This is a genomic window from Rhodococcus sp. Leaf278, from assembly GCF_001426085.1.
GTDB lineage: Bacteria > Actinomycetota > Actinomycetes > Mycobacteriales > Mycobacteriaceae > Rhodococcoides.
This window is the reverse complement of the sequence record NZ_LMRR01000023.1, coordinates 81,703-103,828: the sequence shown is the minus strand read 5'-3', so window position 1 is coordinate 103,828 and position 22,126 is coordinate 81,703. Positions and strand designations below refer to the sequence as shown.

At 63.5% G+C, this 22,126-nt stretch carries 21 protein-coding genes; 11 read left to right on the top strand and 10 right to left on the bottom strand.

Features of this window, described 5'->3' with window-relative positions:
- Genes ASG84_RS28560 through ASG84_RS17640 form a run of 5 tightly spaced genes read right to left on the bottom strand, consistent with a single transcriptional unit; the run spans nt 1 to nt 6,804 of the window.
- Complete coding sequence (locus tag ASG84_RS28560) at nt 1-1,377, bottom strand: PPE domain-containing protein (RefSeq protein ID WP_057478321.1); 1,377 nt, start codon at nt 1,375-1,377, stop codon at nt 1-3.
- Nucleotides 1,378-1,416: 39 nt separating this feature from the next.
- Nucleotides 1,417-2,220, bottom strand: coding sequence for a hypothetical protein (locus ASG84_RS17655; RefSeq protein ID WP_057478320.1), 804 nt, complete (start codon nt 2,218-2,220; stop codon nt 1,417-1,419).
- Nucleotides 2,217-4,550, bottom strand: a complete 2,334-nt coding sequence (locus tag ASG84_RS17650; protein ID WP_082521062.1) for a phosphoribosyltransferase — start codon at nt 4,548-4,550, stop codon at nt 2,217-2,219. Before ASG84_RS17650 ends, ASG84_RS17655 begins: the two co-directional genes overlap by 4 nt.
- Nucleotides 4,547-5,695, bottom strand: coding sequence for an HpcH/HpaI aldolase/citrate lyase family protein (locus ASG84_RS17645; protein WP_057478319.1), 1,149 nt, complete (start codon nt 5,693-5,695; stop codon nt 4,547-4,549). Before ASG84_RS17645 ends, ASG84_RS17650 begins: the two co-directional genes overlap by 4 nt.
- A gap of 23 nt (nt 5,696-5,718) precedes the next feature.
- The gene (locus tag ASG84_RS17640; RefSeq protein ID WP_057478478.1) at nt 5,719-6,804 is read right to left on the bottom strand and encodes a hypothetical protein; all 1,086 of its coding nucleotides are present in this window, start codon (nt 6,802-6,804) and stop codon (nt 5,719-5,721) included.
- A gap of 220 nt (nt 6,805-7,024) precedes the next feature.
- On the opposite strand from ASG84_RS17640, the gene ASG84_RS17635 reads away from it, so the two are divergent.
- Both ASG84_RS17635 and ASG84_RS17630 read left to right on the top strand, forming a co-directional pair.
- Entirely contained in the window at nt 7,025-7,600 is a 576-nt protein-coding gene (locus tag ASG84_RS17635) for a TerD family protein (RefSeq protein ID WP_057478477.1), read from the top strand.
- Between the two features lie 91 nt (nt 7,601-7,691).
- Nucleotides 7,692-8,789, top strand: coding sequence for a DUF475 domain-containing protein (locus ASG84_RS17630; RefSeq protein ID WP_057478318.1), 1,098 nt, complete (start codon nt 7,692-7,694; stop codon nt 8,787-8,789).
- A 9-nt stretch (nt 8,790-8,798) separates the two neighbouring features.
- On the opposite strand, the gene ASG84_RS17625 is transcribed toward ASG84_RS17630, so the two are convergent.
- The 3 genes from ASG84_RS17625 to ASG84_RS17615 form a co-directional block, all read right to left on the bottom strand.
- A complete protein-coding gene (locus ASG84_RS17625; RefSeq protein WP_057478317.1) occupies nt 8,799-9,164 on the bottom strand; it encodes a response regulator transcription factor in 366 nt (121 codons plus the stop codon).
- 333 nt (nt 9,165-9,497) lie between these two features.
- Nucleotides 9,498-10,196 (bottom strand): response regulator transcription factor, encoded by a 699-nt coding sequence (locus tag ASG84_RS17620; RefSeq protein WP_442970974.1) that lies wholly within the window; start codon nt 10,194-10,196, stop codon nt 9,498-9,500.
- Nucleotides 10,197-10,217: 21 nt separating this feature from the next.
- On the bottom strand, nt 10,218-11,621 hold the full coding sequence (locus tag ASG84_RS17615; protein WP_082521061.1) for a glycosyltransferase family 87 protein: 1,404 nt from the start codon (nt 11,619-11,621) through the stop codon (nt 10,218-10,220).
- 161 nt (nt 11,622-11,782) lie between these two features.
- Here ASG84_RS17615 and rpsF point away from each other — a divergent pair, with 161 nt between their 5' ends.
- From rpsF to dnaB, 6 genes are all read left to right on the top strand, one after another.
- Entirely contained in the window at nt 11,783-12,070 is a 288-nt protein-coding gene (gene rpsF, locus ASG84_RS17610) for a 30S ribosomal protein S6 (protein ID WP_008711385.1), read from the top strand.
- A gap of 57 nt (nt 12,071-12,127) precedes the next feature.
- A complete protein-coding gene (locus ASG84_RS17605; protein WP_032378699.1) occupies nt 12,128-12,679 on the top strand; it encodes a single-stranded DNA-binding protein in 552 nt (183 codons plus the stop codon).
- A 42-nt stretch (nt 12,680-12,721) separates the two neighbouring features.
- On the top strand, nt 12,722-12,964 hold the full coding sequence (rpsR, locus tag ASG84_RS17600) for a 30S ribosomal protein S18 (protein WP_008711381.1): 243 nt from the start codon (nt 12,722-12,724) through the stop codon (nt 12,962-12,964).
- Nucleotides 12,965-12,979: 15 nt separating this feature from the next.
- Nucleotides 12,980-13,435 carry a 50S ribosomal protein L9 gene (gene rplI / locus ASG84_RS17595; RefSeq protein ID WP_057478316.1) on the top strand — a complete coding sequence of 152 codons (456 nt, stop codon included), beginning with the start codon at nt 12,980-12,982 and terminating at the stop codon, nt 13,433-13,435.
- Nucleotides 13,436-13,662: 227 nt separating this feature from the next.
- Nucleotides 13,663-15,942 carry a SulP family inorganic anion transporter gene (locus tag ASG84_RS17590; RefSeq protein WP_057478315.1) on the top strand — a complete coding sequence of 760 codons (2,280 nt, stop codon included), beginning with the start codon at nt 13,663-13,665 and terminating at the stop codon, nt 15,940-15,942.
- Between the two features lie 522 nt (nt 15,943-16,464).
- On the top strand, nt 16,465-18,639 hold the full coding sequence (gene dnaB, locus ASG84_RS17585) for a replicative DNA helicase (protein WP_057478314.1): 2,175 nt from the start codon (nt 16,465-16,467) through the stop codon (nt 18,637-18,639).
- Here dnaB and ASG84_RS17580 read toward each other — a convergent pair.
- On the bottom strand, nt 18,636-19,172 hold the full coding sequence (locus ASG84_RS17580; RefSeq protein WP_057478313.1) for a hypothetical protein: 537 nt from the start codon (nt 19,170-19,172) through the stop codon (nt 18,636-18,638). The genes dnaB and ASG84_RS17580 overlap by 4 nt on opposite strands.
- Nucleotides 19,173-19,345: 173 nt before the next feature.
- Between ASG84_RS17580 and ASG84_RS17575 the strand changes: the two genes are divergently transcribed.
- From ASG84_RS17575 to ASG84_RS17565, 3 genes are all read left to right on the top strand, one after another.
- Nucleotides 19,346-19,576 carry a hypothetical protein gene (locus tag ASG84_RS17575; protein ID WP_057478312.1) on the top strand — a complete coding sequence of 77 codons (231 nt, stop codon included), beginning with the start codon at nt 19,346-19,348 and terminating at the stop codon, nt 19,574-19,576.
- A gap of 164 nt (nt 19,577-19,740) precedes the next feature.
- Nucleotides 19,741-19,998: a DUF3297 family protein gene (locus tag ASG84_RS17570; RefSeq protein WP_057478311.1), complete on the top strand. Its 258-nt coding sequence runs from the start codon at nt 19,741-19,743 to the stop codon at nt 19,996-19,998.
- 83 nt (nt 19,999-20,081) lie between these two features.
- Nucleotides 20,082-21,512, top strand: coding sequence for a CoA transferase (locus ASG84_RS17565; RefSeq protein ID WP_057478310.1), 1,431 nt, complete (start codon nt 20,082-20,084; stop codon nt 21,510-21,512).
- Nucleotides 21,513-21,516: 4 nt separating this feature from the next.
- Here ASG84_RS17565 and ASG84_RS17560 read toward each other — a convergent pair whose 3' ends face one another.
- Nucleotides 21,517-22,089, bottom strand: coding sequence for a TetR family transcriptional regulator (locus ASG84_RS17560; protein ID WP_057478309.1), 573 nt, complete (start codon nt 22,087-22,089; stop codon nt 21,517-21,519).
- Between the last annotated feature and the right edge of the window lie 37 nt (nt 22,090-22,126).

Here is a 22,126-nt window from a genome sequence, read left to right as displayed (position 1 = left end):
TCAGCCGCCGAGTACCGGTGGTGCGACCAGGGGTAGATCACCGATCAGCTCACTGCCGTTGCTGACGTCCACCAGGTAGCCGGGAGTCGCATGGTCGGTGTTGTTGTCGCCGGCTCCCCTCGCGCCTCCCGCCCCCATGCCGCCCATCCCCGGTGTGCCGTGTGCCCCTGCCCGGCCCGACGCTGCTGCGCCGGCCGGTCCGCCACCCGCTCCACTACTGCCTGCCCCGCCGCCGATCGGTGAGCCGAGTACGGAGCCGCCATAACCGGAGCCCCCGCCGAATCCCGAGCCGGAACCGCCACCCGCGCCGCCGTAGCCAGAACCGCTGCCGTAACCGGTGTAACCCGAGCCGTAGCCGCTGCCGGAACCAACGCTCCCCCCGGAACCTGCGCCGATGCCAGAACCTGCGCCGCCGGAAGGTCCGGGACCGGATGCCGATGCGGCACGCGTCTCACCGGTGCTGTCGGCAGGCGGCAGCCATCCCGCGTCCCCGGATCGGGGCTGTTCTGGTCCCGTCCCCGGTTGGCCGGTATCGGCAGGCTTCGTGCTGTCGGGCTGTGTCCCAGCTGCAGCCGGGCCAGCTGCAGCCGTAGATCCCGCACCGACACCAGAGGCGGATCCGCCGCCGTTCCCGCCTTGTCCCCAGCCGCCGGACGAAATGCCACCGCCACCCCCACCATCGGCGACGGGGTTGTGTGCCGCCGGCAGCACCGGAACCTGGGCGTCGGATTGCAGCACGCCCGGCACGTAGACCGAGCGCATGACCTGGCGCGCCTGCTCCTCCTGCTCGTCGTGCAGCCGAGCTATTTCCTTGATGGAATCGGCGAACGGCAGTCCGCTCGGAAACGACGACTCGAGCATGCTCGCGCCGACGCCGATGTCGACGATCGGGGGCACGGCAGCCCTGGTCTGAATGAATCCTGCGTGTGCCTCCAGCAGCTTGTTGCTGATCATGGTCATGGCGGTGGACAGCGCGGTGGCCGAGGACGTGTAGTCGCCGATTCCGCCCCGCACGGCGGCGGAGGTGGGCCCCGACCAGCCGGAATTCATCGCGCTTTCGATCCCGGTCCGGAAGCCGTCGGATCCTTCGGTTGCTGCGGCGGCCAGGTCGTTCCAGTTCTGCGACGACGTCGATATCGACTCCGCCGCCAGAGTGTTGACCTTCTGCACGATCTCCGCGTGCTTCATCACCTCGAAAGGCTCGGTGACCACAACCTCGTTCGGTTCGTACTCGCCCTCGTACCCGTACGAACCGTTCTTCTTCGAGAACGTGTTCTCGATCAGCGAATTGACGGCCTCAGGACCGAAGCCGGCTCCAGGCCCGTGATCGATGATGGCCTGCACCTGCTGTTGGAGTTCTGCATACGGATCCGCCATACCCACCCCTTGCCCTACGTCTGTCCCCCCGACGACCAGTTAGACGCGTCGCACGGCCGTTCGGTTCCGTAGCCACTCGAGAATTTCCTCGCTGGCCCGGACGCCGGAAGAATCGGTGACCGTCAACCCGGGGCGGGTGAAACCGAGCAGCTCCAGTTCGCCGTGTCGCGGACGGATAGCGGCGTCGGCAGCGATGAGCATCTCGGCGTCGAGTGCGCCGTCACCTGCGGCGAGGACTCGGGCATCCGCGTCGAGGGTTCCGTCCTGGATCAGCCTGGAACGAACCTCGGCCACCGCGGAGCTCTTGCACACAGCGTTGGGCATCGTGTAGATCTTGCGCCCCTGCTGCGAGACGTTCCAGTCCCGTGCGGCGCACCACTGCGACCATTCTGCGACGAAGTCCTCCGGTACGGCCGTCGTGTCCACGACGAGATAGCAGAACAGGCCGTCGGCCTCGCGGTACTTGAGTACCCACTCGTCGGACACCCGCGATCTCAACTCGGCCCCGATGCCCGCCAGATCCAGATCGAACCCGTTGCGCCAGTGCATGTCCGGTTCACCGTCGACGAGAATGTTGCCGCCATTGCTGGTGATGGCGTACCGCCACGGGGCTCCTGGGAGCGCGATCCTGCGGAACTGCTCGATGGTACGTGTTGTGGTCGGCACGACCACGACACTCTCGCTCATGTCGCGCAGCAGAGAGATCGAACGAGAAGACATGTACGACAACGGTTTTCCCTCGTACACCTCCACGCACTCGAACGTGTCGTCCAGCGGGACCCCGAGCGCACCCTCGGAGAAGATCATCGTGCGGTCGAGATCCACCGCGACGAGAGCGCTCACGACGCCTCCCCGCTCGACACGTTCTTGATCAGTCCCATGCACGAATAGGCGAGGTCGGGAACCACGTCCACCGGGACTCCCCTGGCCGCGGCCAGCATCCTGATGTGTTCGTGCTCCGGCGCATCGGCGTCTCGCACCAGCACTCGCCACGGAACGCGGCGCAGCAACACTCTCGTCGTCTCTCCGACGCCGGGTTTGACGAAGTTGACGTGCGAGATGCCGTACTCCTCGCGGACCTTCTCCACCGATGCCCAGCCGGACCACGTGGGGGCTCGGTCGGAGCCCAGCACCGCTGCCACCGAGGCGTCGACCTCGTCCCGGACATCGTCGAAACGTGCCGCGACGGTGTCGAGCAAATGGCGTGACACGTCGTCGGGTGCGAGGTCGGCGTAATACTTCGCGCCGTGGAAGTCGCCTGGTCGAATCAGGCTGTCGTTGAGCACGGTCCGTGAAACCAGACCCGACACAGTCGAGTTCAAGCAGGCCGAGGCGATGAGGAAGTCGTCTCGGGTGCCGTACGTGCGAGCGCAGTTGCCCGGATCGGCGAGCACGGCCAAATCGTCGTCGAACTCGGCTCCCGGGAATTCCCGCAGTGCAGCGGTGAGTTCGCGGGCGATCGCACCCTTGCCCGTCCAACCGTCCACGAACACCACCGAGCGTGAGTCGTGATGGTCGGCAAGGTATCGCAGGGCCACGCTGTCGATACCTCGATCACGCACGATCGAGACGGCGTAGTGCGGAATTTCGATACCATGAGCAGCAAATGCCCAGCGGCGCATCAGGATTCCGACGGGCGTGCCTGCGCGCGCGAGTGATGCGAGGACGATGTCGTGTCCGCGCTCGGCCAGGACGACCTCGGTGACGGTACCGACCGCGACGGCCAGCCGGGACGCACTCTCCTGCAACACCTTCTCGAACAGCTCACGGTAGGCGAGGTCCGGCTGGTATTCGACGGGAAGCGACTCGGCGTAGTGCGCCGTGCCGGCCTGAATCGCCTTCTCGCGCTCGTCGACTTCGGCTTCCAACGAGACCGACGAGAGGTCCTTGAGTAGCCAGGTGACTTCTTCTGCTGCGTACGAACCGAATTCGGGTCCACGAAGCGGTCGTGCCCGCCTGGAGAGCTCGAGCGCGATCGGGTCGGCACCCGTGAGGACGACGAGCACGACGTCGGCACCCGACGCGGCGAGAGTGTCGGCCGCGGACGCCAGGGCATCGGTGTCTGCGGGGGCGTCGGCAACCAGGATCAACGTCGCGTCGTCCGGTGCAGATGCGTTGTAGAGGTAACGCAGAGCCGATTCGTCCTCGGGGGCGGTGAACTCGAACCCGCGCCGCAATGGATAGCCGGGCACGTCCGCCACGTATGCAGGCGATCGGGTGGTGGTCTGGAACAGCGCGGTGTGTCCCCGTTTCTGTAGCGTGGCCGCCAGCCGGAGAGGTAGATACATCAGCTCCTCGTGGCCGATCACCACCACCGACGTCGAGTCGGCCAATGCAGCATCGACGGTCTCGGCAACGGCATCGATCGCGATGTCGAAACCGGCCGCGTCGGAGCGCAGGAAGCCGTGCCGCCCGCCGTCGGGTAGCGTCGCCGGCCACTGAGCGTCGATCCGTCGCACCGAACCGGGCAGAGCAGCAACGGGATTGAACTGCGGGTCGGGGAGGGCGAGTACCGTCTCCACCAATCCGGGGGCGAGCTCCACCGATCCTTGTGCGAGGCTGACGTTGTCGATTCGGATGCCGAGCTCGGTGGCAACTGCCTCGGCAGCAGTGAGATGCTCGGCGGTGCGCATGTCGACCAGCGATGCGATGACGTAATGCGTGCGGCCGGCCGAGGAGTGAATCTGCCGCAACGCGTCCAGTGCCGTCGCTCCGGTCGAGATCTCGTCGTCCACCAGGATCAACGGCAGATCGCCGTCGAGAAGATCGGGCGATGTCGGCATCAGCAGGTGATCGGTGGCGTGCGAATGCCCCTCCTCGAACTCGCCGTGCACGGTCATCCCGGGAACGGTGCGCCGAGTCGAATGCAGGTAGCAGTGTGCACCCAGGGCAGTCGCGACGGTGTGTCCCAATCCCGTTGCGGTCTCGGCAAATCCGAGCACATCCACATCGGACCCGCCCACTGCGCTGGCGACGAGAGCAGCCAGTTCCTCTCCGGCCGAGACGACGACGTCGGGATCGACGGGGATGTGCTTGCCGAGCACGGTCGAGACCAGCAAGTGGGCACGCCGGGGGTTGCGCCGCAGGCCGGGTCGAACCAACTGCGTGGCAGCCCAGGACGACGACGAGCCGGTATCGGTCAAGGTGATGCCGTCGGCTGGATTGTGGTTCATCGCTGCGCCAGCGCGGTCAGTAGGTCCACGAACGTGATTCCTTCGTTGGTGACTCCGAATGCCTTGGCGCGCAGTACCGTCTGGCTAGCCCAATTGCGGTGTGGGCCGAGCTCGTTCATCTTGTTCCGGTAGCCCGACGCCTGCACGCCACCCTGGTCGGAAGAGAGGATGTCGAGTGCATCGTGATACTCCTCGTGCGTCACCGCGGACAACGCGTGAACGGCGGGGACGTGCGAGGGATGAATGACGGTCTTGCCTTGGATTCCGTTGGCCCGGTCGAGAGCAACCTCGCGCAGGAGGGCGTCGAGGTCACTGCTCACCAGCTGCTGGCGGAAGCGGACGGCGTCCTGGTCGACGAAGGGCGTCTGCCGTAGCAACGGACGGAACATGCGTTCGTGGTCTGCGAAGTACTCCCACACCGGACCGGTGATGACGTATCCGGACCCATCGTGGCGCCCCAGATGGTTGACGATGGCACTGATGACGTCGGCGACGACGCGGACGTCGTAGATCGTCAGGTCGCGGTCGCGTCGGATGCCGAAGGTGCCGCACATGTCGGTGGCTCCGATGCGCACGGCCAGCACCGTGTCGCGGTAGGTCCCGAGCAGCTCGCGGATGGCAACGAGTTCCACGTCCCGAGTCTCGCGGTGTACTACCTCCGGCGATTCGAGGACGGGCATCGCGAACAGGCGGGTGCCATGTGACTGCGACGCCGCAACGATCTCGTCGAGGAACGCGGCTCCGCGCGCCGCAGTGAACTTCGGTACGACGAATCCGGCGAGCCCGCCCGCTCCCCGGTCGAGTCCGGCGCAGATGGTTCGGATGTGCTCGGGGGTTCTCGCCCGGACGAACACGAGTGAACTCGTACCCGAGAGTTCGTTCAGAGTTCGGATGGCGTTTGCCAACGCCTCTTCCAGATCATGATCTGCGACAGCGTCTTCGAGATCGATGACGATGGACCGCACGCCCTCGTCGGTGCGTTTGTTCACCGTCGCGGTGAGGTCTGGGCGTGTTGCCGGAATGTACAGCGTGGCTCCGAGAGCTGTTGCCACGACGTCGTTTCCGTCGCTCGTCTCGATGTCTTCCGGTTGCCGGAAGAACACTCGTGCACGGGTGTCTGCGTCGAGATGGCGAAAGTGTTGCACCGCTGTCCTTCGTGTGAATGTGATCAGTGCGAGCCGCGCATGCGCTCGATCACGCCTGCGATGAAGTCCGAAATGGTATCCAGATCCTGCAGATATGACCAGTAGTCGGGATGGGTACCCGTCAGCGCCGTGCTCGCCCTGTCGATCCGGGCGAGCTGAGCATCCAACACCGAGCCCCATTCGGCAACCAGGCCACGATTGACCGCGAGTTGTTGAGCGTCACGAAGTTTGAACCGCACTTTGTTCTCGGTCTCTTTCGGATCGGCCTTCACCGCGCGCAGTAGACGAACTCGATCGGTCACCGCGTCGACCAGATGTTCGGCATCGCTCAGGTGTTGGCGCGCCTGGGTCACCAGGTCCAACGATTGTTCGGGGTTCCCGGCGTCGAGCGCCGAACGCGCTGCCCGCAGATCCTCGTCCGCTTGCTCGATGTGGCGCGAACTCGACCGTTCGTTACGAGAGAGATCAGCCGAGCTCTTGGCATTGAACTCGCGAAGCAAGCTGGAGAAGGCCGGGGCGATGCCTTCGGATCGAGTTCGGACGGCTTCGATTCGGGTGCGAACCGAGGACAGAGCAGTTCTGGCCTCCTGAAGTCGTCCGGGGGCCGATTCGACCGCCGCGCGTAGAGCTGCGGCTCGCTCGCGCACCTGGGCGGCATGCTCGCGTGCGCGTAACGGATCGCGCTGATTGCTCTGCAGTTGTGTTGTCGCCGAATCGAGTTCGCGCCACGCCCTCCGTAGTGACGGGTACCCGGCATACTGCTCGTCGACGGTGGCTCGGGCTGCATCGGCCTCGGTCAGTGCGTCCTGAACCAGGCGCGGTGTGGCCGCGAATTGGGAAGAGGCCTGCTCGAGGGAGCTGCGGTGGGCGTCGTAGAACCTGTCGACGGCCACGCTGGCATCGTGCAGCAGTCGGGTCGCATCGTCGAAGGCCGATCTGGCGGCAGCCGTGGTGATTCCGTCGAATTGGTCGGTTGCGGCGAGGTAGACGGCACCGGCGTCGAAGCACTGCTTCTCGGTGTCGGCCCATCGAGCTGCGAGTCTGTCCTCGGGGCGCAAGGCGGTGGAGGCCTCGACGCCTGCGGACGCGATGGACTGGCGCTTGTCCATATCGAGGAAGGCGGCGACGGCGTTGTCCTGGGATCGGCGCGCGGAGGCGTCGGATTCGGCTCCTCTACGGAACACCCCAGGCCAGCGACTTGTCACCTGCTCGATAGTACTGACGGGAACCCTGGCGATGTCGCACTCGTTGGCGGAGTACGTCCAAGAACCGGACATTCCCACTACGGTTGTACCCGTAACGGGAAACCATTTGCGAAAGGACCTCTCCATGGGCGTCAGCCTCAGCAAGGGTGGCAATGTCTCGCTCACCAAAGCAGCTCCGAACCTCACCGCAGTCGTGGTCGGACTCGGGTGGGACATCCGCACGACGACCGGTACCGACTTCGACCTCGATGCCAGCGCCATCGCGCTGAACTCGACGAAGAAGGCACTCAGCGACGGACACTTCGTGTTCTTCAACAACTTGAAGTCTCCCGACGGCTCCATCGAACACACCGGTGACAACACCACGGGCGAGGGCGACGGAGACGACGAGCAGATCAAGGTCGACCTCGCCGCTGTACCGCCGGAGATCGAGACCATCACCTTCCCCGTGTCGATCTACGATGCGGACGCACGCTCACAGTCGTTCGGTCAGGTGCGCAACGCGTTCATCCGCGTCATCAACCAGGCCGACAACACCGAGCTTGCTCGCTACGACCTCAGCGAGGATGCGTCCACCGAGACCGCCATGGTCTTCGGTGAGCTGTACCGCAACGGCGCGGAGTGGAAGTTCCGCGCAGTCGGTCAGGGCTACGCATCCGGCCTCGCCGGCATCGCCCGCGACTTCGGAGTAAACGTCTAGTCAAGACTCTCCCAAGATTGGGGATACCCCCGCTTCATCGTTCATGATGGGCGGGGGTTTTTCCGTATTTGTCTCGAGAAAGGCCACACCTGTGGTTGTGAAGATCTTCGGATGGTCGATCGCGGTCACCATCGTCTCCGTCATCGTGGCCTTCCTCTACGGCGGGATCGAGGCGATGATCCTCGTCCTCATCCTCGGCGTGCTCGAAGTGTCCCTGTCCTTCGACAACGCCGTCATCAACGCCACCGTGCTGCGACGGATGAGCGAGTTCTGGCAGAAGATCTTCCTCACCATCGGCATCGTCATCGCCGTGTTCGGTATGCGGCTGCTGTTCCCGCTCGTGATCGTCTGGGCTGCGTCGGGCCTCGGTCCGGTCGCCGCCATCGACCTGGCGCTCAACCCGCCCGCCGACGGTGCCGCGACCTTCCCGGACGGGTCGCCCAGCTACGAGACACTCCTCACCGACGCGCATCCGCAGATCGCAGCGTTCGGCGGCATGTTCCTGCTGATGCTGTTTCTCGGCTTCATCTTCGAGGATCGCGAGATCACCTGGCTGAGCTGGCTCGAGAAGCCTCTCGCGAGGATCGGCCGCCTCGATCAGCTCTCCGTTGTCGTCGCAGGCCTGCTGTTGGTCCTGAGCGCTGAATTCCTCGCCGAGGACGACAAGATCTCCACGGTCATGGTCTCCGGCGTGCTCGGCATGATCACGTACATCGCGGTCAACGGTCTCGGCGAGCTGTTCCACGTCGAAGAAGAGGGCGAAGAGTCGTCGGGCGGACCCAGTGAACTGGCGAAGGCCACAGGCAAGGCCGGTTTCTTCCTGTTCCTCTACCTCGAGGTGCTCGACGCGTCCTTCTCGTTCGACGGCGTCATCGGTGCCTTCGCGATCACCGCGGACCCCATCATCATCGCGCTCGGACTCGGCTTCATCGGCGCGATGTTCGTCCGCTCGATCACAGTGTTCCTGGTACGCAAGGGAACGTTGTCGGATTACGTCTACCTCGAGCACGGGGCGCACTGGGCGATCGGTGCCCTGGCGATCATTCTGTTGGTCTCGATCGGTGTTCACATCAACGAGCTGATCACCGGCTTCGTCGGCATCCTGTTCATCGGAGCGGCTCTGCTGAGCAGCATCCGACGCAACAAGCGCCTCGAAAAGGAAGGCGTGGAGACCGCAGTCAGCGTCTGACCTGCGGTCTCACAGCTCCGAGATATCTACCAGTCCGTCCTGGAGGGCCCGCGCGACCAGGCCGGCCTTGGTCGGGGCGGGCCGCCCTACCGAGGTGTACTTGGCCCGAATGCGGGTGAGGTGGGTGTTGACGGTGCCGAGCGACAGGAACAGCGCTTTCGCAACCTCGGTCTTCGAGTCGTGTCGAATCCAGCAGAGCAGCACCTCGATCTCGCGACCGGTGAGGTCGGGCCGCGGCGGGAACGGGCTCGCATGCACTGGGCCGGGGTGTACCTGAAGAGCGGGCGGAACCAGGCTGATCGGCCCACGCGAACGGCGTGCCGCCGGGATGGACGAATCGCTCGCAGAGGGCAAAGGTTCGAGCAGTGCAGACATCAAATCTCCCGGACGCCGTAGTGGGTTGAGACCAACTAAACCAACGAGAACGATTCTCACAGGTAAAGCGCAGGTTTTCTGCCCTGATTTCCAGGGGCATTGAACCGTCAACAGTTTCGTCAGCGTGTCACGTCGGTACGACAGACTCGCGCCCGTCGGCATCGAGCTCGTTTCGTAAGTCCCGGCTCAAGTCGCTGACCAGGACTAACGCGATCGTTCCGCGCCCGGGAGGCAAGGTCCGAGCGGTCACCACTACGCCCTGTGCGCCTCTAAGGCCGGCGAAAACCGCTGTGCTGACCTGCCCCGAGATTGTGGGATGAACCACAGCCGGGATCAGTCCCGTGGCGGTAGTTCGGGCATCGGCAACCAACCGTCTTCCACCGCGCGCTTGTACAGATCGGTTTTGGTCGGTGCCGGCCGCCCGGCCTCGGCGTATTTGTTCCGAATGCGCACGAGGTAATCGTTGACGGTCTGCTCGGACAGTCCGGCGAGACTGGCCACTCGTGCGGCCTTCTCACCCGACGCGTAGAGGGCGAGCACCTCACGTTGACGCGGACTGAGGCCCACGTCGGGAAGTTGCGGATCGCCGTCGATCGCCGCAGCCCAGTCCGTGGTGACGACCTGGCCGCCGCCTGCCGCGCGCCGGATGGCGGACACGATCGTGGACGCCGGTGCAGATTTCCGAACTACTCCAAGCACGCCTGCTCGGGCCGCGGAGCGCACCAGAAACGCGTTCTCTGCGCCGGTGTAGACCAGGACGCGCGCACCGGCGGCGTGCAGCTGCTCCACGTTCGATCGTGGGGACGAGCCGTCACCCAGTCGCAGGTCGAGCACCACTAGATCGAGCGTCTGCCGTTGTTCGAGCAGTTCACCCACGGTGGCCGCGATGGACACCAGCTCGAGGTCCGGTTCGGCCGCGAGCATCGCCTGGAGTCCGAGAGCCACCGATTCGTGATCCTCGACCAGACCGACGCGTCGTACCTCGGTGGTCCCACTGCTCGTGTTCCCCTGAGAATTCGACACCTGTGTCACGTCCCCGCCCCGCCCTCGGTATTACTGCCCCGGTGATGTCGTCAGCGATATCGTTGCTGGTCGGGGCGATAATACAGACGATCGGTCGGTTTCGCCCGGGAAGGGGACGCGCATCCGAGCCCGGATGAACAGTACGAAGAACACCATCAGCAGCAGCGCGCGTCCCCATACCCCGACGAGAACGAAGAACTCCTCGTTGTTGGCGTCGGCACCCGAGGCGAGCGCCGCGAAATACTTGAAGACGCCGATTCCCATCGACAGATCGACGAGCAAATATGCGCCGACGAGTCCCCACGGAACCCGAAGGAGCACCAGGAACGGCAGTAGCCACAGCGTGTACTGCGGCGAGTGCACCTTGTGCAGCAGCATGAATCCGCACAGCATCGATCCGCTGACCGCCACCCAGGGGTAGGTACCGGCCACCTTTGCGCGACGCCACCCCAGCCACAGGGCGAGAGCGAATGCGACGAACACCAGCAGCGGCGACGCGACGTCCACCACGTCCTGGAACGACGCCTCGGCCTCGGTGTACGCATCGGGTGTCATCTGGTCGCTGATGTAGAAGTGGCGTAATCCCCAGTACCAGATGGAGTTGGTGGTCAGGTCCGCCTGGCGCAGCGACTGGAACGTGAACGAGGCGCGCCACCCCTCGTAACCCAGCACTGCGAACGGCAGGTTCACCGCAACCACGGTGCCGATCGCGGCACCGGCAACCATCAGGCCGCCGCGGATGTCCCAGCGTCCCCGAGCGGTGTCCGCGTCCTCATGACCGTCGACTCCCCTGGTGACCACGTACGCGATCAACGGAAGCACGAATGCACCCGGATAGAGCTTGAGGCAGAAGCCGATCGCCAACAGCACCGATGCAAGAACTGCTCGCCGTCGCAGTGGCATCGGCAACGTCATGACGAAGATCGCGCCGACGGCGGCGGCGACCACGGGCAATTCCCAGTTGTGGAAGGCGTACATCACCAACGGCGGGCCGATCGACCACAGCAGTGCCGACCAGCCGGCCATCCGGCCGAGCATCCATGCGGTGACCAGACCGAAGGGCGCGAGAATCAACGCCGAGGTCAGCAGAAACTGCGCGTCGGTATGGGCGGGAATGGCACCCAGCCACATCAGCAGGCCGCTGAGGACGGGGTACTCCACCGTTCCTCCGGTGAGGATTCCGTCGCTGGTGATGGCTCCGTGGATGTACGGGAAGATGTGGTTGTCGATATCGCGACCGAGCCAGAGAAACTGGATGTCGGAGTAGCAGACCGAGGAATCCTTGATCGCGTCGAACATCGTGCTTCGACCCGACGCATCGAACGGCGCGACCGCGCAGCGGGCCTTGTTGAGATATCCGAGAATCAGTCCGAGTGCGGCCGTCGCCACGACCACGACGACCGTCATCGGATTGGCGCGGACCCCGGATCGCATGATGCAAGACTATGACGCCCGCACACCGGCCTGTACGCCCAGCAGGAATTAGCAGGTCAGCGCCCTGTCGTGTATCTTCGAGGGGTTGCTGACGCAACGACCCTCCTGCCACGGATAGTCCGTGGCCGTTTTCACTAGTCCACAGGAGGTGATGAGGTCTTATGCGTCATTACGAATTGATGGTCATTCTCGACCCCAATCTGGACGAGCGCACTGTCGCTCCGTCGCTCGATACGTTCCTCAACGTCGTTCGCAAGGATGGCGGCACCGTCGACAAGGTCGATGTGTGGGGCAAGCGTCGTCTGGCTTACGAGATCCTCAAGCATGCCGAGGGCATCTACGCCGTTGTGAACCTCAACGCCGAGCCTGCCACCGTCAGCGAGCTGGATCGTCAGCTCGGACTCAACGAGTCCGTGTTGCGCACGAAGGTCCTGCGACAGGGCAAGTAATTGTCGTTGCCCGCCTCTAGGCTGGCATCTACAACGCTTACTACTGAAAGAGGAACCATGGCAGGCGAGACCGTCATCACCGTCATCGGAAACTTGACGGCTGATCCAGAACTTCGATTCACCCCCGCCGGTGCGGCGGTTGCCAACTTCACGGTTGCATCGACCCCGCGCACATTCGATCGTCAGACGAACGAATGGAAAGACGGCGACGCGCTCTTCATGCGCTGCAACATCTGGCGCGAGGCAGCGGAGAACGTTGCCGAGAGCTTGACCCGAGGCTCACGAGTCATCGTGAGCGGACGGTTGCGGCAGCGTTCGTACGAAACGCGTGAGGGTGAGAAGCGGACAGTCGTCGAGCTCGAGGTCGACGAGATCGGACCTTCACTCCGCTACGCCACCGCAAAGGTCAACAAGGCCAACCGCGGTGGAGGTGGCGGCGGAGGCGGCTTCAATTCCGGCTCCGGCTCCGGTTCCTCCGGCGGATCGAGCGGCGGCCGCTCGAACTCCTCGTCCAACTCCGGTTCCGGTGGAGACGATCCCTGGGGCAGTGCCCCGGCGGCGTCGGGCTCCTTCGGCGGACGTGGCGGAGACGAAGAGCCACCGTTCTAGATCCTTCGATCGAGAACAACCAGATGTAACGGAGAAAGACCCATGCCCAAACCGCCATTGCGCGACAAGGTGCTCAAGAAGAAAGCGTGTTCCTTCTGCAAGGAAAAGAACGCGTCGATCGATTACAAGGACACGACGTTGCTGCGTAAGTACGTCAGCGATCGCGGAAAGATCCGCGCTCGCCGTGTCACCGGCAACTGCGTCCAGCATCAGCGTGACGTGGCCGTTGCCGTGAAGAACTCGCGTGAGGTAGCACTGCTGCCTTACGCCGCGACGGCTCGATAGAAAGGGGCGATTGGTATGAAACTGATCCTCACCGCTGATGTGGACAACCTCGGTGCGCCTGGCGACACCGTAGAGGTCAAGGACGGCTACGGCCGTAACTTCCTGCTGCCCCGCGGATTGGCCATCCAGGCCACCCGTGGAGCTCAGAAGCAGGTCGACGGCATTCGCCGCGCTCAGGAAGCTCGGGCCGTGCGCGGCCTCGAGCACGCCAACGAGCTCAAGCAGGCCATCGAGGGCCTCGAGTCCGTCACGCTGTCTGTCAAGACCGCGGGCGACTCGGGCAAGCTGTTCGGCTCGGTCACCGCGTCGGACGTCGCTTCTGCACTCAAGGCTGCCGGCGGACCGGTTGTCGACAAGCGCAGCATCGATCTGCCGAAGGCTCACGTCAAGACCACGGGCAAGCACGACATCGTCGTGAACCTGCACCCCGACGTGACCGCCAAGTTCAAGCTGGAGGTCGTCGGAAGCTGATTTCAGCTTTCGGCCCGTTTCGGTCGAGCAAAGCCCCACGAACTCCGGTTCGTGGGGCTTTTTCGTGTCTTCTCACAAAGATCAACTGTCCCAATGGGTTCCAATTTGTGAAGGATCTCTCTCGATGACATCTTTAGCCAAGGTTTGCGTAACCTTTACGTGGGGGCGACGTTCGACGCCGGAACATGATCGACCGACCTGACGCCTAGACGCCCGGAGGAACTGCCGTGACCACGACAGCAGAGCACGACTCGGAACCCAGCCCGAAGACCCGATCCGAGCCACAGTCTCGGATCGGGTCGATAATGAAGTACGATCTCCCGGCCTCTTTGGTCGTTTTCCTTGTGGCAGTGCCACTTTCGATCGGCATCGCCGTCGCCTCGGGTGCCCCGATCATGGCCGGCCTCATCGCCGCCGTGGTCGGTGGCATTCTCGCCGGCATCCTCGGCGGATCACCACTGCAGGTCAGTGGCCCCGCCGCGGGTCTGACGGTGGTGGTTGCCGAGTTGGTCAACCAATTCGGATGGGGCATCACGTGTGCCATCACAGTTCTGGCCGGTGCCGTGCAGATCCTGTTGGGAATGAGCCGAATTGCGCGAAGCGCGCTGGCAATTTCGCCAGTGGTGGTGCATGCCATGCTTGCCGGAATCGGCATAACCATTGCGCTGCAACAGATTCACGTACTCCTGGGAGGCGAGTCCGAGAGCTCGGCCGTGCAGAACATCCTCGCAATTCCCACGTCCGTCGCGAACGGCCAATGGCCGTCGATCATCGTCGGCGGAATCGTGGTCGTGCTCATGTTCGCCTGGCCCCGGTTGGCCCAGCTGTCCGGCATGGTGGCGAAGGTAGCCAAGGTTCCCGCTGCACTCGTCGCAGTGGTGAGTGCGACCGCGGTGTCGATCTTGTTCTCCCTCGATGTCGAGCGAATCGAACTGCCGGGCAACCTGATCGACGCGTTGAGCTTCCCCGTCATGCCCGACGGGCAGTGGAGCGCCTTCGTGACCGGTGTCATCACCATCGCGTTGATCGCGAGTGTCGAAAGCCTGCTCTCCGCGGTGGCCGTCGACAAGATGCACAGTGGTGAACGCACCAACTTCGACCGAGAATTGATGGCACAGGGTGCGGGCAACATGGCTTCCGGTGCCATCGGTGGTCTGCCGATCACCGGCGTCATCGTGCGTAGTGCCACCAACGTCAAGGTCGGTGCCAAGTCTCGTGCGTCGGCGATTCTGCACGGCGTGTGGATTTTGATCTTCTCGGTGCTGTTCATCTCGATCGTCGAGCTGGTGCCGTTCGCTGCCCTTGCCGGATTGCTGGTGATGATCGGTGTGCAGCTGATCAAGTTGGCGGACATCAAGATTGCGAACAAGACCGGTGACATCGCGGTCTACGCGGTCACCGTCGTCGGTGTGGTGGCACTCAATCTGCTCGAGGGCGTCCTCATCGGATTGGCGCTGTCGATCATTCTCGTGCTGCGCCGTGTGGTGTGGGCGAAGGTCCGCGCAGAGGAAACGGTCGACGGCACCTGGCGCGTCACCACCGAGGGGTCGTTGAGCTTTCTGGCGCTTCCCCGATTGACGCATGTTCTGTCCACCGTCCCCGCCGGAACCGCCGTCACCGTGCATCTGGGAGTGGACTTCCTCGACCACGCGGTGCACGACGCCCTGAACGAGTGGATACGTCAGCACGAACTCGGTGGCGGCACAGTGAAAGTCGAGGAAGTGGGCACGGCGTCGATGGCCGCAGCGGCCGAGGGTCCGCCCAAGCGCGGGTCTGCGACAGTGCGCAGCTCGTTGGCTCCGTGGCGCGCGTGGCAGCTCAAGAGTGATGATGCGCAGGAGGATTCGCCGGTAGCGCTACGGGCGGTGATGAGCGGAGTGGCCGAATATCACCGCACCCATGCCCCCAATATTCGTCCGCACCTCGAGGGTTTGACCGACACCCAGGATCCGGACACGCTTTTTCTCTGCTGTGTCGATTCGCGTGTCATGCCCAATACGATCACCAGCAGCGGGCCGGGCGATCTGTTCACGGTCCGCAACATGGGCAATCTCGTTCCCGCCAAGGGGCAGGATTGCTCGGTGGAGGCTGCGCTGGCGTTCGGTGTCGATCAGTTGGGCACTTCGTCGGTTGTGGTGTGCGGACACTCGGGCTGCGGTGCCATGAAAGCGGTACTGAGTGGGCCGGAGAATGCCGCCGACGAGTCCGTGGCGGAGTGGCTGGGGCACGCGGTGGCAAGTGTGGACGCGTACCGCAGCGGGCACGTGGTGGGCCGTCAGGCGGCGGAGCTCGGCTTCGGTGAAGCGGATCAACTCGCCATGGTGAACGTGGCCGTACAGCTGCAGACCCTCACTCGTCATCGCGTGGTGGGTCGAGCCAATGCCGAGGGGCGCTTGCACATCACCGGATTGTTCTTCGACATTCCAACCGCTCGGGTGCTCCAGATCGGCACCAAGGAGGTCACCGTGCTGGATCCGGCCGACTGCCCGCAGAAGCGCGATGCATGACGTCTGACCGGCAGTAACGAGGGGTCCGATTCCCAGCCTGGAATCGGACCCCTTCTGGTGTAACGGGAGAGTGGTCTGTTTCTGTGAGCAATCCCAGTCCATGTGACCTGGTTCACCCTCGGGTTCACCCGCTATTTACTCAACACGCCCGAGCTGTCAATTCGGCCGACACGCCGATCCAGAATCAATGCACAGGAAGAAAACTTTATGTACACCCTTCGACCAGGCTGAACAGCCGAAACTGTGAAAGTTATACCCAGGTTATCCCCAGGTGGTCAACACCGTTGTTCAACCTCATCCACATTTCGTCCACAGCTTCATGCACAGGCCGTGTTGTGACTCCTGCCGATAGCGCTTAACGTCCGTGCAGCGTCTCTCTCGATGCCCCGCAAAGGCGACGAGACGGTGTGAATCCGGTGTCGATCAGTACCTGTCGGTGCCCGGGGGTAGAACTTGCTCGAGCGCACGCTCGGGTGGTATTCGGGGTGCTGAAGACTATTGGGGAGAGGACGGCCGGTTCGCGTGGCAGTTGTGGACGATCGAGGACAGTCCGACTACTCCGGTTCCTCTTCCAGCGAGGGACCCGGTGAGGATTTCGGTCGCCAGCCCCCGCAGGACATGGCCGCCGAGCAGTCCGTCCTGGGCGGAATGTTGCTGAGCAAGGACGCCATTGCCGACGTGCTCGAAGTGCTTCGGCCGGGTGACTTCTATCGACCGGCCCACCAGAACGTGTACGACGCGATTCTCGACCTCTACAGCCGCGGCGAGCCCGCCGACCCGGTGACCGTCTCGGCCGAATTGGATCGACGCGGCGAGCTGAAGCGCATCGGCGGTCCGCCGTACCTGATCACGCTGACTCAGACGACGCCCACTGCGGCCAACGCCGGCTACTACGCCGAGATCGTCGCCGAGAAGTCGATTCTGCGCCGCCTCGTGCAGGCCGGTACCCGCATCGTGCAGTTCGGCTACGCCGGAGCCGATGGTCAGGACGTCGCCGAGGTCGTCGACCGCGCGCAGGCCGAGGTCTACGAGGTCACCGAGCGACGTACGTCCGAGGACTTCCTGCCCCTGGAAGAGTTGCTGCAGCCCACGATGGACGAGATCGACTCCATCGCCAGCCGTGGCGGTATCTCCCTCGGTGTGCCGACCGGATTCGCCGAACTCGACGAAATTACCAACGGTCTTCACCCTGGTCAGATGATCATCGTGGCGGCTCGACCTGGCGTAGGTAAGGCGCTCGCTCTCGACACGCCGCTTCCGACGCCCGACGGCTGGACCACGATGGGCGAGGTGGCGGTGGGTGATCACCTCATCGATGCGCACGGGATGCCGACGCGTGTCGTGGCGGCCACGGACGTCATGCTCGATCGACCGTGCTACGAAGTCGAATTCTCCGACGGCACAGTCATCGTCGCCGACGCAGAGCATCAGTGGTTGACCGAGAGTGCCGGTCTCTCTGGCGTGTTCACGACCGAGCAGATCTGTGCCACCGGCGGTCATTCCGTCCGGAACGCAGTGGCCATTCAGCAACCCGCTGTCTCCTTTCCGGTGCCCCCCTACGTGGCGGGCGTTGCCCTCGGCGGCGGGCTGCCGGGAACGGACGCGGAAATTGCGGCGCGAGTGGAAGCGGAGTTCGACGCTGTTCCCGATCGCTACCTCCGCGCGTCGGAGAGCCAGCGACGTGAGCTCCTCGCCGGCATTCTGGACACCGCGGGTTCGGTTGCAGACGACGGATCCATTGAGGTCGCACCATTGAGCGGTCTGAGTGAATTGGTCGTCTCACTCGGCTATGTCTGGTCTGGTTCGTCGTTCGCGACGGACGATGTCGTGTTCGGTCTGCACCGGAAGCAGATGCTGCACAAGGAACGTCGAGCTGCGGGATCTACCGCAAGGTCGGGATCTCGATTCATCGTCGACGTTCGTCGGGTCGATTCGGTTCCGGTTCGTTGCGTGGAGGTCGACAATGCGGAGCACCTCTATCTCGCCAGCGAGTCTATGATTCCTACCCACAATTCAACGCTGTCAATGGATTTCATGCGTTCGTGCTCCATCAAGCACGGTATGCCCAGTGTCATTTTCTCCCTGGAAATGAGTCGCACCGAGATCGTCATGCGACTGTTGTCCGCCGAGGCGAAGATCAAGCTCGGTGACATGCGTTCGGGAAAGATGACCGACGACGACTGGACCAAGCTGGCCCGTCGCATGAGCGAGATCAGCGAAGCACCGCTCTTCGTCGACGATTCGCCGAACCTGACGATGATGGAGATCCGTGCGAAGGCTCGACGCCTGAAGCAGCGCAACGGACTCAAACTCATTGTGGTGGACTACCTTCAGCTGATGTCGTCGGGCAAGAAAGTCGAATCCCGTCAGCAGGAGGTCTCGGACTTCTCCCGTCAGCTCAAGCTGTTGGCCAAGGAACTCGAGTGCCCGGTGGTAGCGGTATGTCAGCTCAACCGTGGTCCCGAGCAGCGAACCGACAAGAAGCCGATGGTCTCCGACCTCCGTGAGTCGGGATCACTGGAGCAGGACGCCGACATGGTGATTCTGTTGCACCGCCCCGACGCGATCGAGCGCGACGACCCCCGCGGCGGTGAGGCCGACCTGATCCTCGGCAAGCACCGAAACGGTCCGACCGCGACAATCACTGTGGCACACCAGCTTCACCTGTCGAGATTCGTGGACATGGCGCGGGGCTAGTCGGATCGGTCGGGCGACCGCAGATCTTTGGTCAGTGCGGTCCACACGTCGATCGGGCCGGGGTGAGGACGGCGTAGCCAGGCGGCGGCCGCGTCGTCGATGTACAGGAAGAAGAGCGTGAACGTGTCCGACCCGTCGGGATTCCTTGTCCCGCCGCTACCGGCCAGCAGTTCGTTTCCTGCCGGCATGTCATGTTCGACTGTGTCGAGTACGTCCGCGCGAGTCCAGTTGGTGTGGAGTGGTCCAGGAATTCTCAGTGTGGGCGCGCCGGGAAACGGGGTTGCCTCGACGATCCTGATGTCGCGCAGATGAACTCCGTCCGCCCGGAAGGTTCCGCGAATGGCAACCAGGTTGCCGGCCGAGGAGGCATCGAGATCGGAGCCGATCAACGGTAGCCGCGCCATACTCGAGGATTCCGGCGCCCGACCGGGTGTATCAGGTTCGATGAACAGCGAACCATCGGAGTCCGCCACCAGTGTGCCGCGTCCGATGACGAGGTCGCCGACGGCGACGACGAGGTGCTCGAGATCCATGAACCCGAGTCTGCGCTCGTCCGGCGTCGACCGTCAACGGGCTTTATCCCAACTGTCCGGCGGAACAACGGGGAACACCGGCAGCGATCAGCCCTCGCTCGCGTGCGAACAGGGGTTGAACAAACCTATCGTTCGGTTTATGGTTACGCCACCAATCCGACGAGAGGCCGAACATGAAATCGAACCGCGTGCGCACCCTGGTCGTATCCAGCTTCGTCGCTGTGGCAATGCTGGGCGCAGCCCCCTCCGCATCCGCTGCTCCCAGCGACCCGGTGCCACCGACGTTCGGATCGTCGGGTCTGACTGTCGAGCAGGTCGACGACATCATCCGAATCTTCCTACCGGGTCACTGCACGATCATGGGCAGTGTCGGCTGCGCCTCCCCCGCAGCCCTTCTTGGCTGACCTCGGCTTCCATTGTCTGAGAATCACTTTCGCTCTGTCCGCCTGCGCGGACAGCATCTCCGAGGTCGCTAATCAACACCAACGGCGCTGGTCCAACGTTGGGTCGCGTATTCTCGCTGAGAATCGAACCGAGCACCCGACGCATCATTCAACGGAAGTGATCCATGCCCGAGGACCAGAACGCAGACGTTCCACCGAACCATCTCTCCATCGATCCGCGCAGCACCTTCTACAACGAAGAGGTCCTTCGCCGCGACGTGGGTATTCGCTTCAACGGCGTCGAGAAGACGAGTATTCGTGAATACAACGTGTCGGAGGGGTGGGTGCGAGTCGAAGTCCCGACCGCGAAGGATCGCTACGGAAATCCCATGCTCGTCAAGCTCAAGGGCACGGTCGAACCGTACTTCCGCGACTCAAAATAGCGCACTGCCTGCGTTCGAGGGCGAAAACTTACGGATATACGTAGACGCAAGCCAGGCGAATACCTCCACGCAATGGTGGATGTATGACGAACACCTACTTGCACGATTCGGTCGATAACGCTCGAACCGCTTCTGTGATAGACGAACTGGACACGCTACTTGCCGTCGACGGGCATCCGATTCGGTCCTGCGCGACCGTAGTGGGTAGTGATCCACTCGTCCCGTCGCCACATCGACTCGCCGACGCGACCTCGGCTGCGATTGCGACGTTCGGACTGCAGATCGCAGGCATCGCGGAGAATGCCGGGGTCGCACCGCAGACCGTGACGGTGAGAGCGGAAGACGCAATCGATCAACTCCGCGCCGCCTACCTCACCACCGTATCGGGCGTCCCCGCGGCGCATCTGACTGAAGACCCTCGTGCGCTGGGCAACAACGACTTTTATCAGTGCCGTGACGGTCGATGGATCTTCCTGATCACCACCTACGCCGGTCTCCGTGACGCCGTGTGTCGGGTGCTGAACTGCCCTCCGTTTCCCGAGCGCATCGCCGAGGCAGCGGCTCATTGGGACGCCTACGCGCTGGAGGACGCGGTGAGTGCCAGTGGGGGCGTCGCTGCAGTCGTCCGCAGCACCGAGGAATGGCGTGCGACGGACATGGCCCGGTATCTGCTCGGACGAGGGGTGATCGAACTCGAGCAAATCGGTCCGGGGCCGCGCGAGGCACTGCCCGGCGGTTCGGATTGGCCGCCACTGAGTGCAGTTCGGGTGGCAGACCTGACACACGTCATCGCCGGGCCGGTCTCGACGCGATTGCTCGCGACTTTCGGTGCCGACGTGATGCATGTGTCCAGGCCGGACTTGCCCGATCCCAACGCGATGGTGACGATGACGGGAGGAGGGAAGCGGAACGCATTCGCCGATCTGAGGAATGCAGAACAGAGTGCAGCGTTCCGGAGGCTCTGCGCTGGAGCCGATGTCGTGGTCGATTCCTATCGCGGCATGGATAGGCGAGGGTTCGGTGCCTACGATCTCGCCGCACTCCGTCCAGGTGTGGTGGTGTGCGAGTATCACTGCTGGGGCGCGGACGGCCCATGGGGTGGACGCGGTGGATTCGATCAACTAGCCTGCTCTGCAACGGGTTTCGCAGAGTCCGAGAACTTCGACGGTCGCCCGTCCCTTCCGCCTACCCACCTACTCAACGACTACCTTGCGGCGTACCTGGGTGCGGCGGGAACAGTGGCGGCGCTGCGTCGTCGTGCGATCATGGGCGGTTCCTGGCGCGTTCGCGTCAACCTCGCTCGGGTGTGCATGTGGGTACAGGATCTCGGCCTGTTCGATCACGAAGATGTGGCCGCACTCCCCCGTCCGAGTCGGCCGAACATCGACCTGGTGACTGTCGACTCTCCGTTCGGGCCGATCACGGAACCGGTGCTTCCGTTGGCGTTCAGCGACGTACCTACGCCGGTGTGGGGAGTGCCGAGTCCGTTGGGAAGCTCACCGCTGCAGTGGTGAGGCTCTAGAGCGAGCGTGGTCGCGTTGCTGCGCGAAAGAGCACGTCGGCGGCCGCGTCGGTGCGTTCGGAATCCCCCGTGGTGAAGCGATCGAGAAGTAGCCCCCTGAAACCAGCGCCCAACGCGGTGGCGTGCATGGAGGCCGTCGCCGAGTCCATCCCGCAACGGGCCATCGCAGCGGCCAATGCGTCTGTCAGTGCACGCACGCTGTCGCGTGCGAAGTCCGCGAGAACACCGGATTTGATGGACGCAATACCTATGACCTGCATCAGAATTCGTGAGCTCACCACATCCTTGCCGTCGGACATCGACGTCCACAGGTGATGCAGTCTTTGCTCTAGCTGCGCGTAATCGTGCACATCGCCGAACATTTCGTCGAACGCCGGTCGTTGACTGCTCAGCGCCTGCACGATCAGGTTCTCACGAGAATCGAAGTAGTAGATCAGCATTCGAGAGCTTGTACCGAGTTCGGCTGCGAGCGGGCGAAGCGTCAAGTCGTCGAGTCCATGGGTGCCGATGTACTCGACAACACGGCCGAGTAGTTCGACTCGCTTGTCGTGATCAAGGGGACGGGCCATGGCTTGACTGTACCGGTCGCTACATGTATCCATGGAG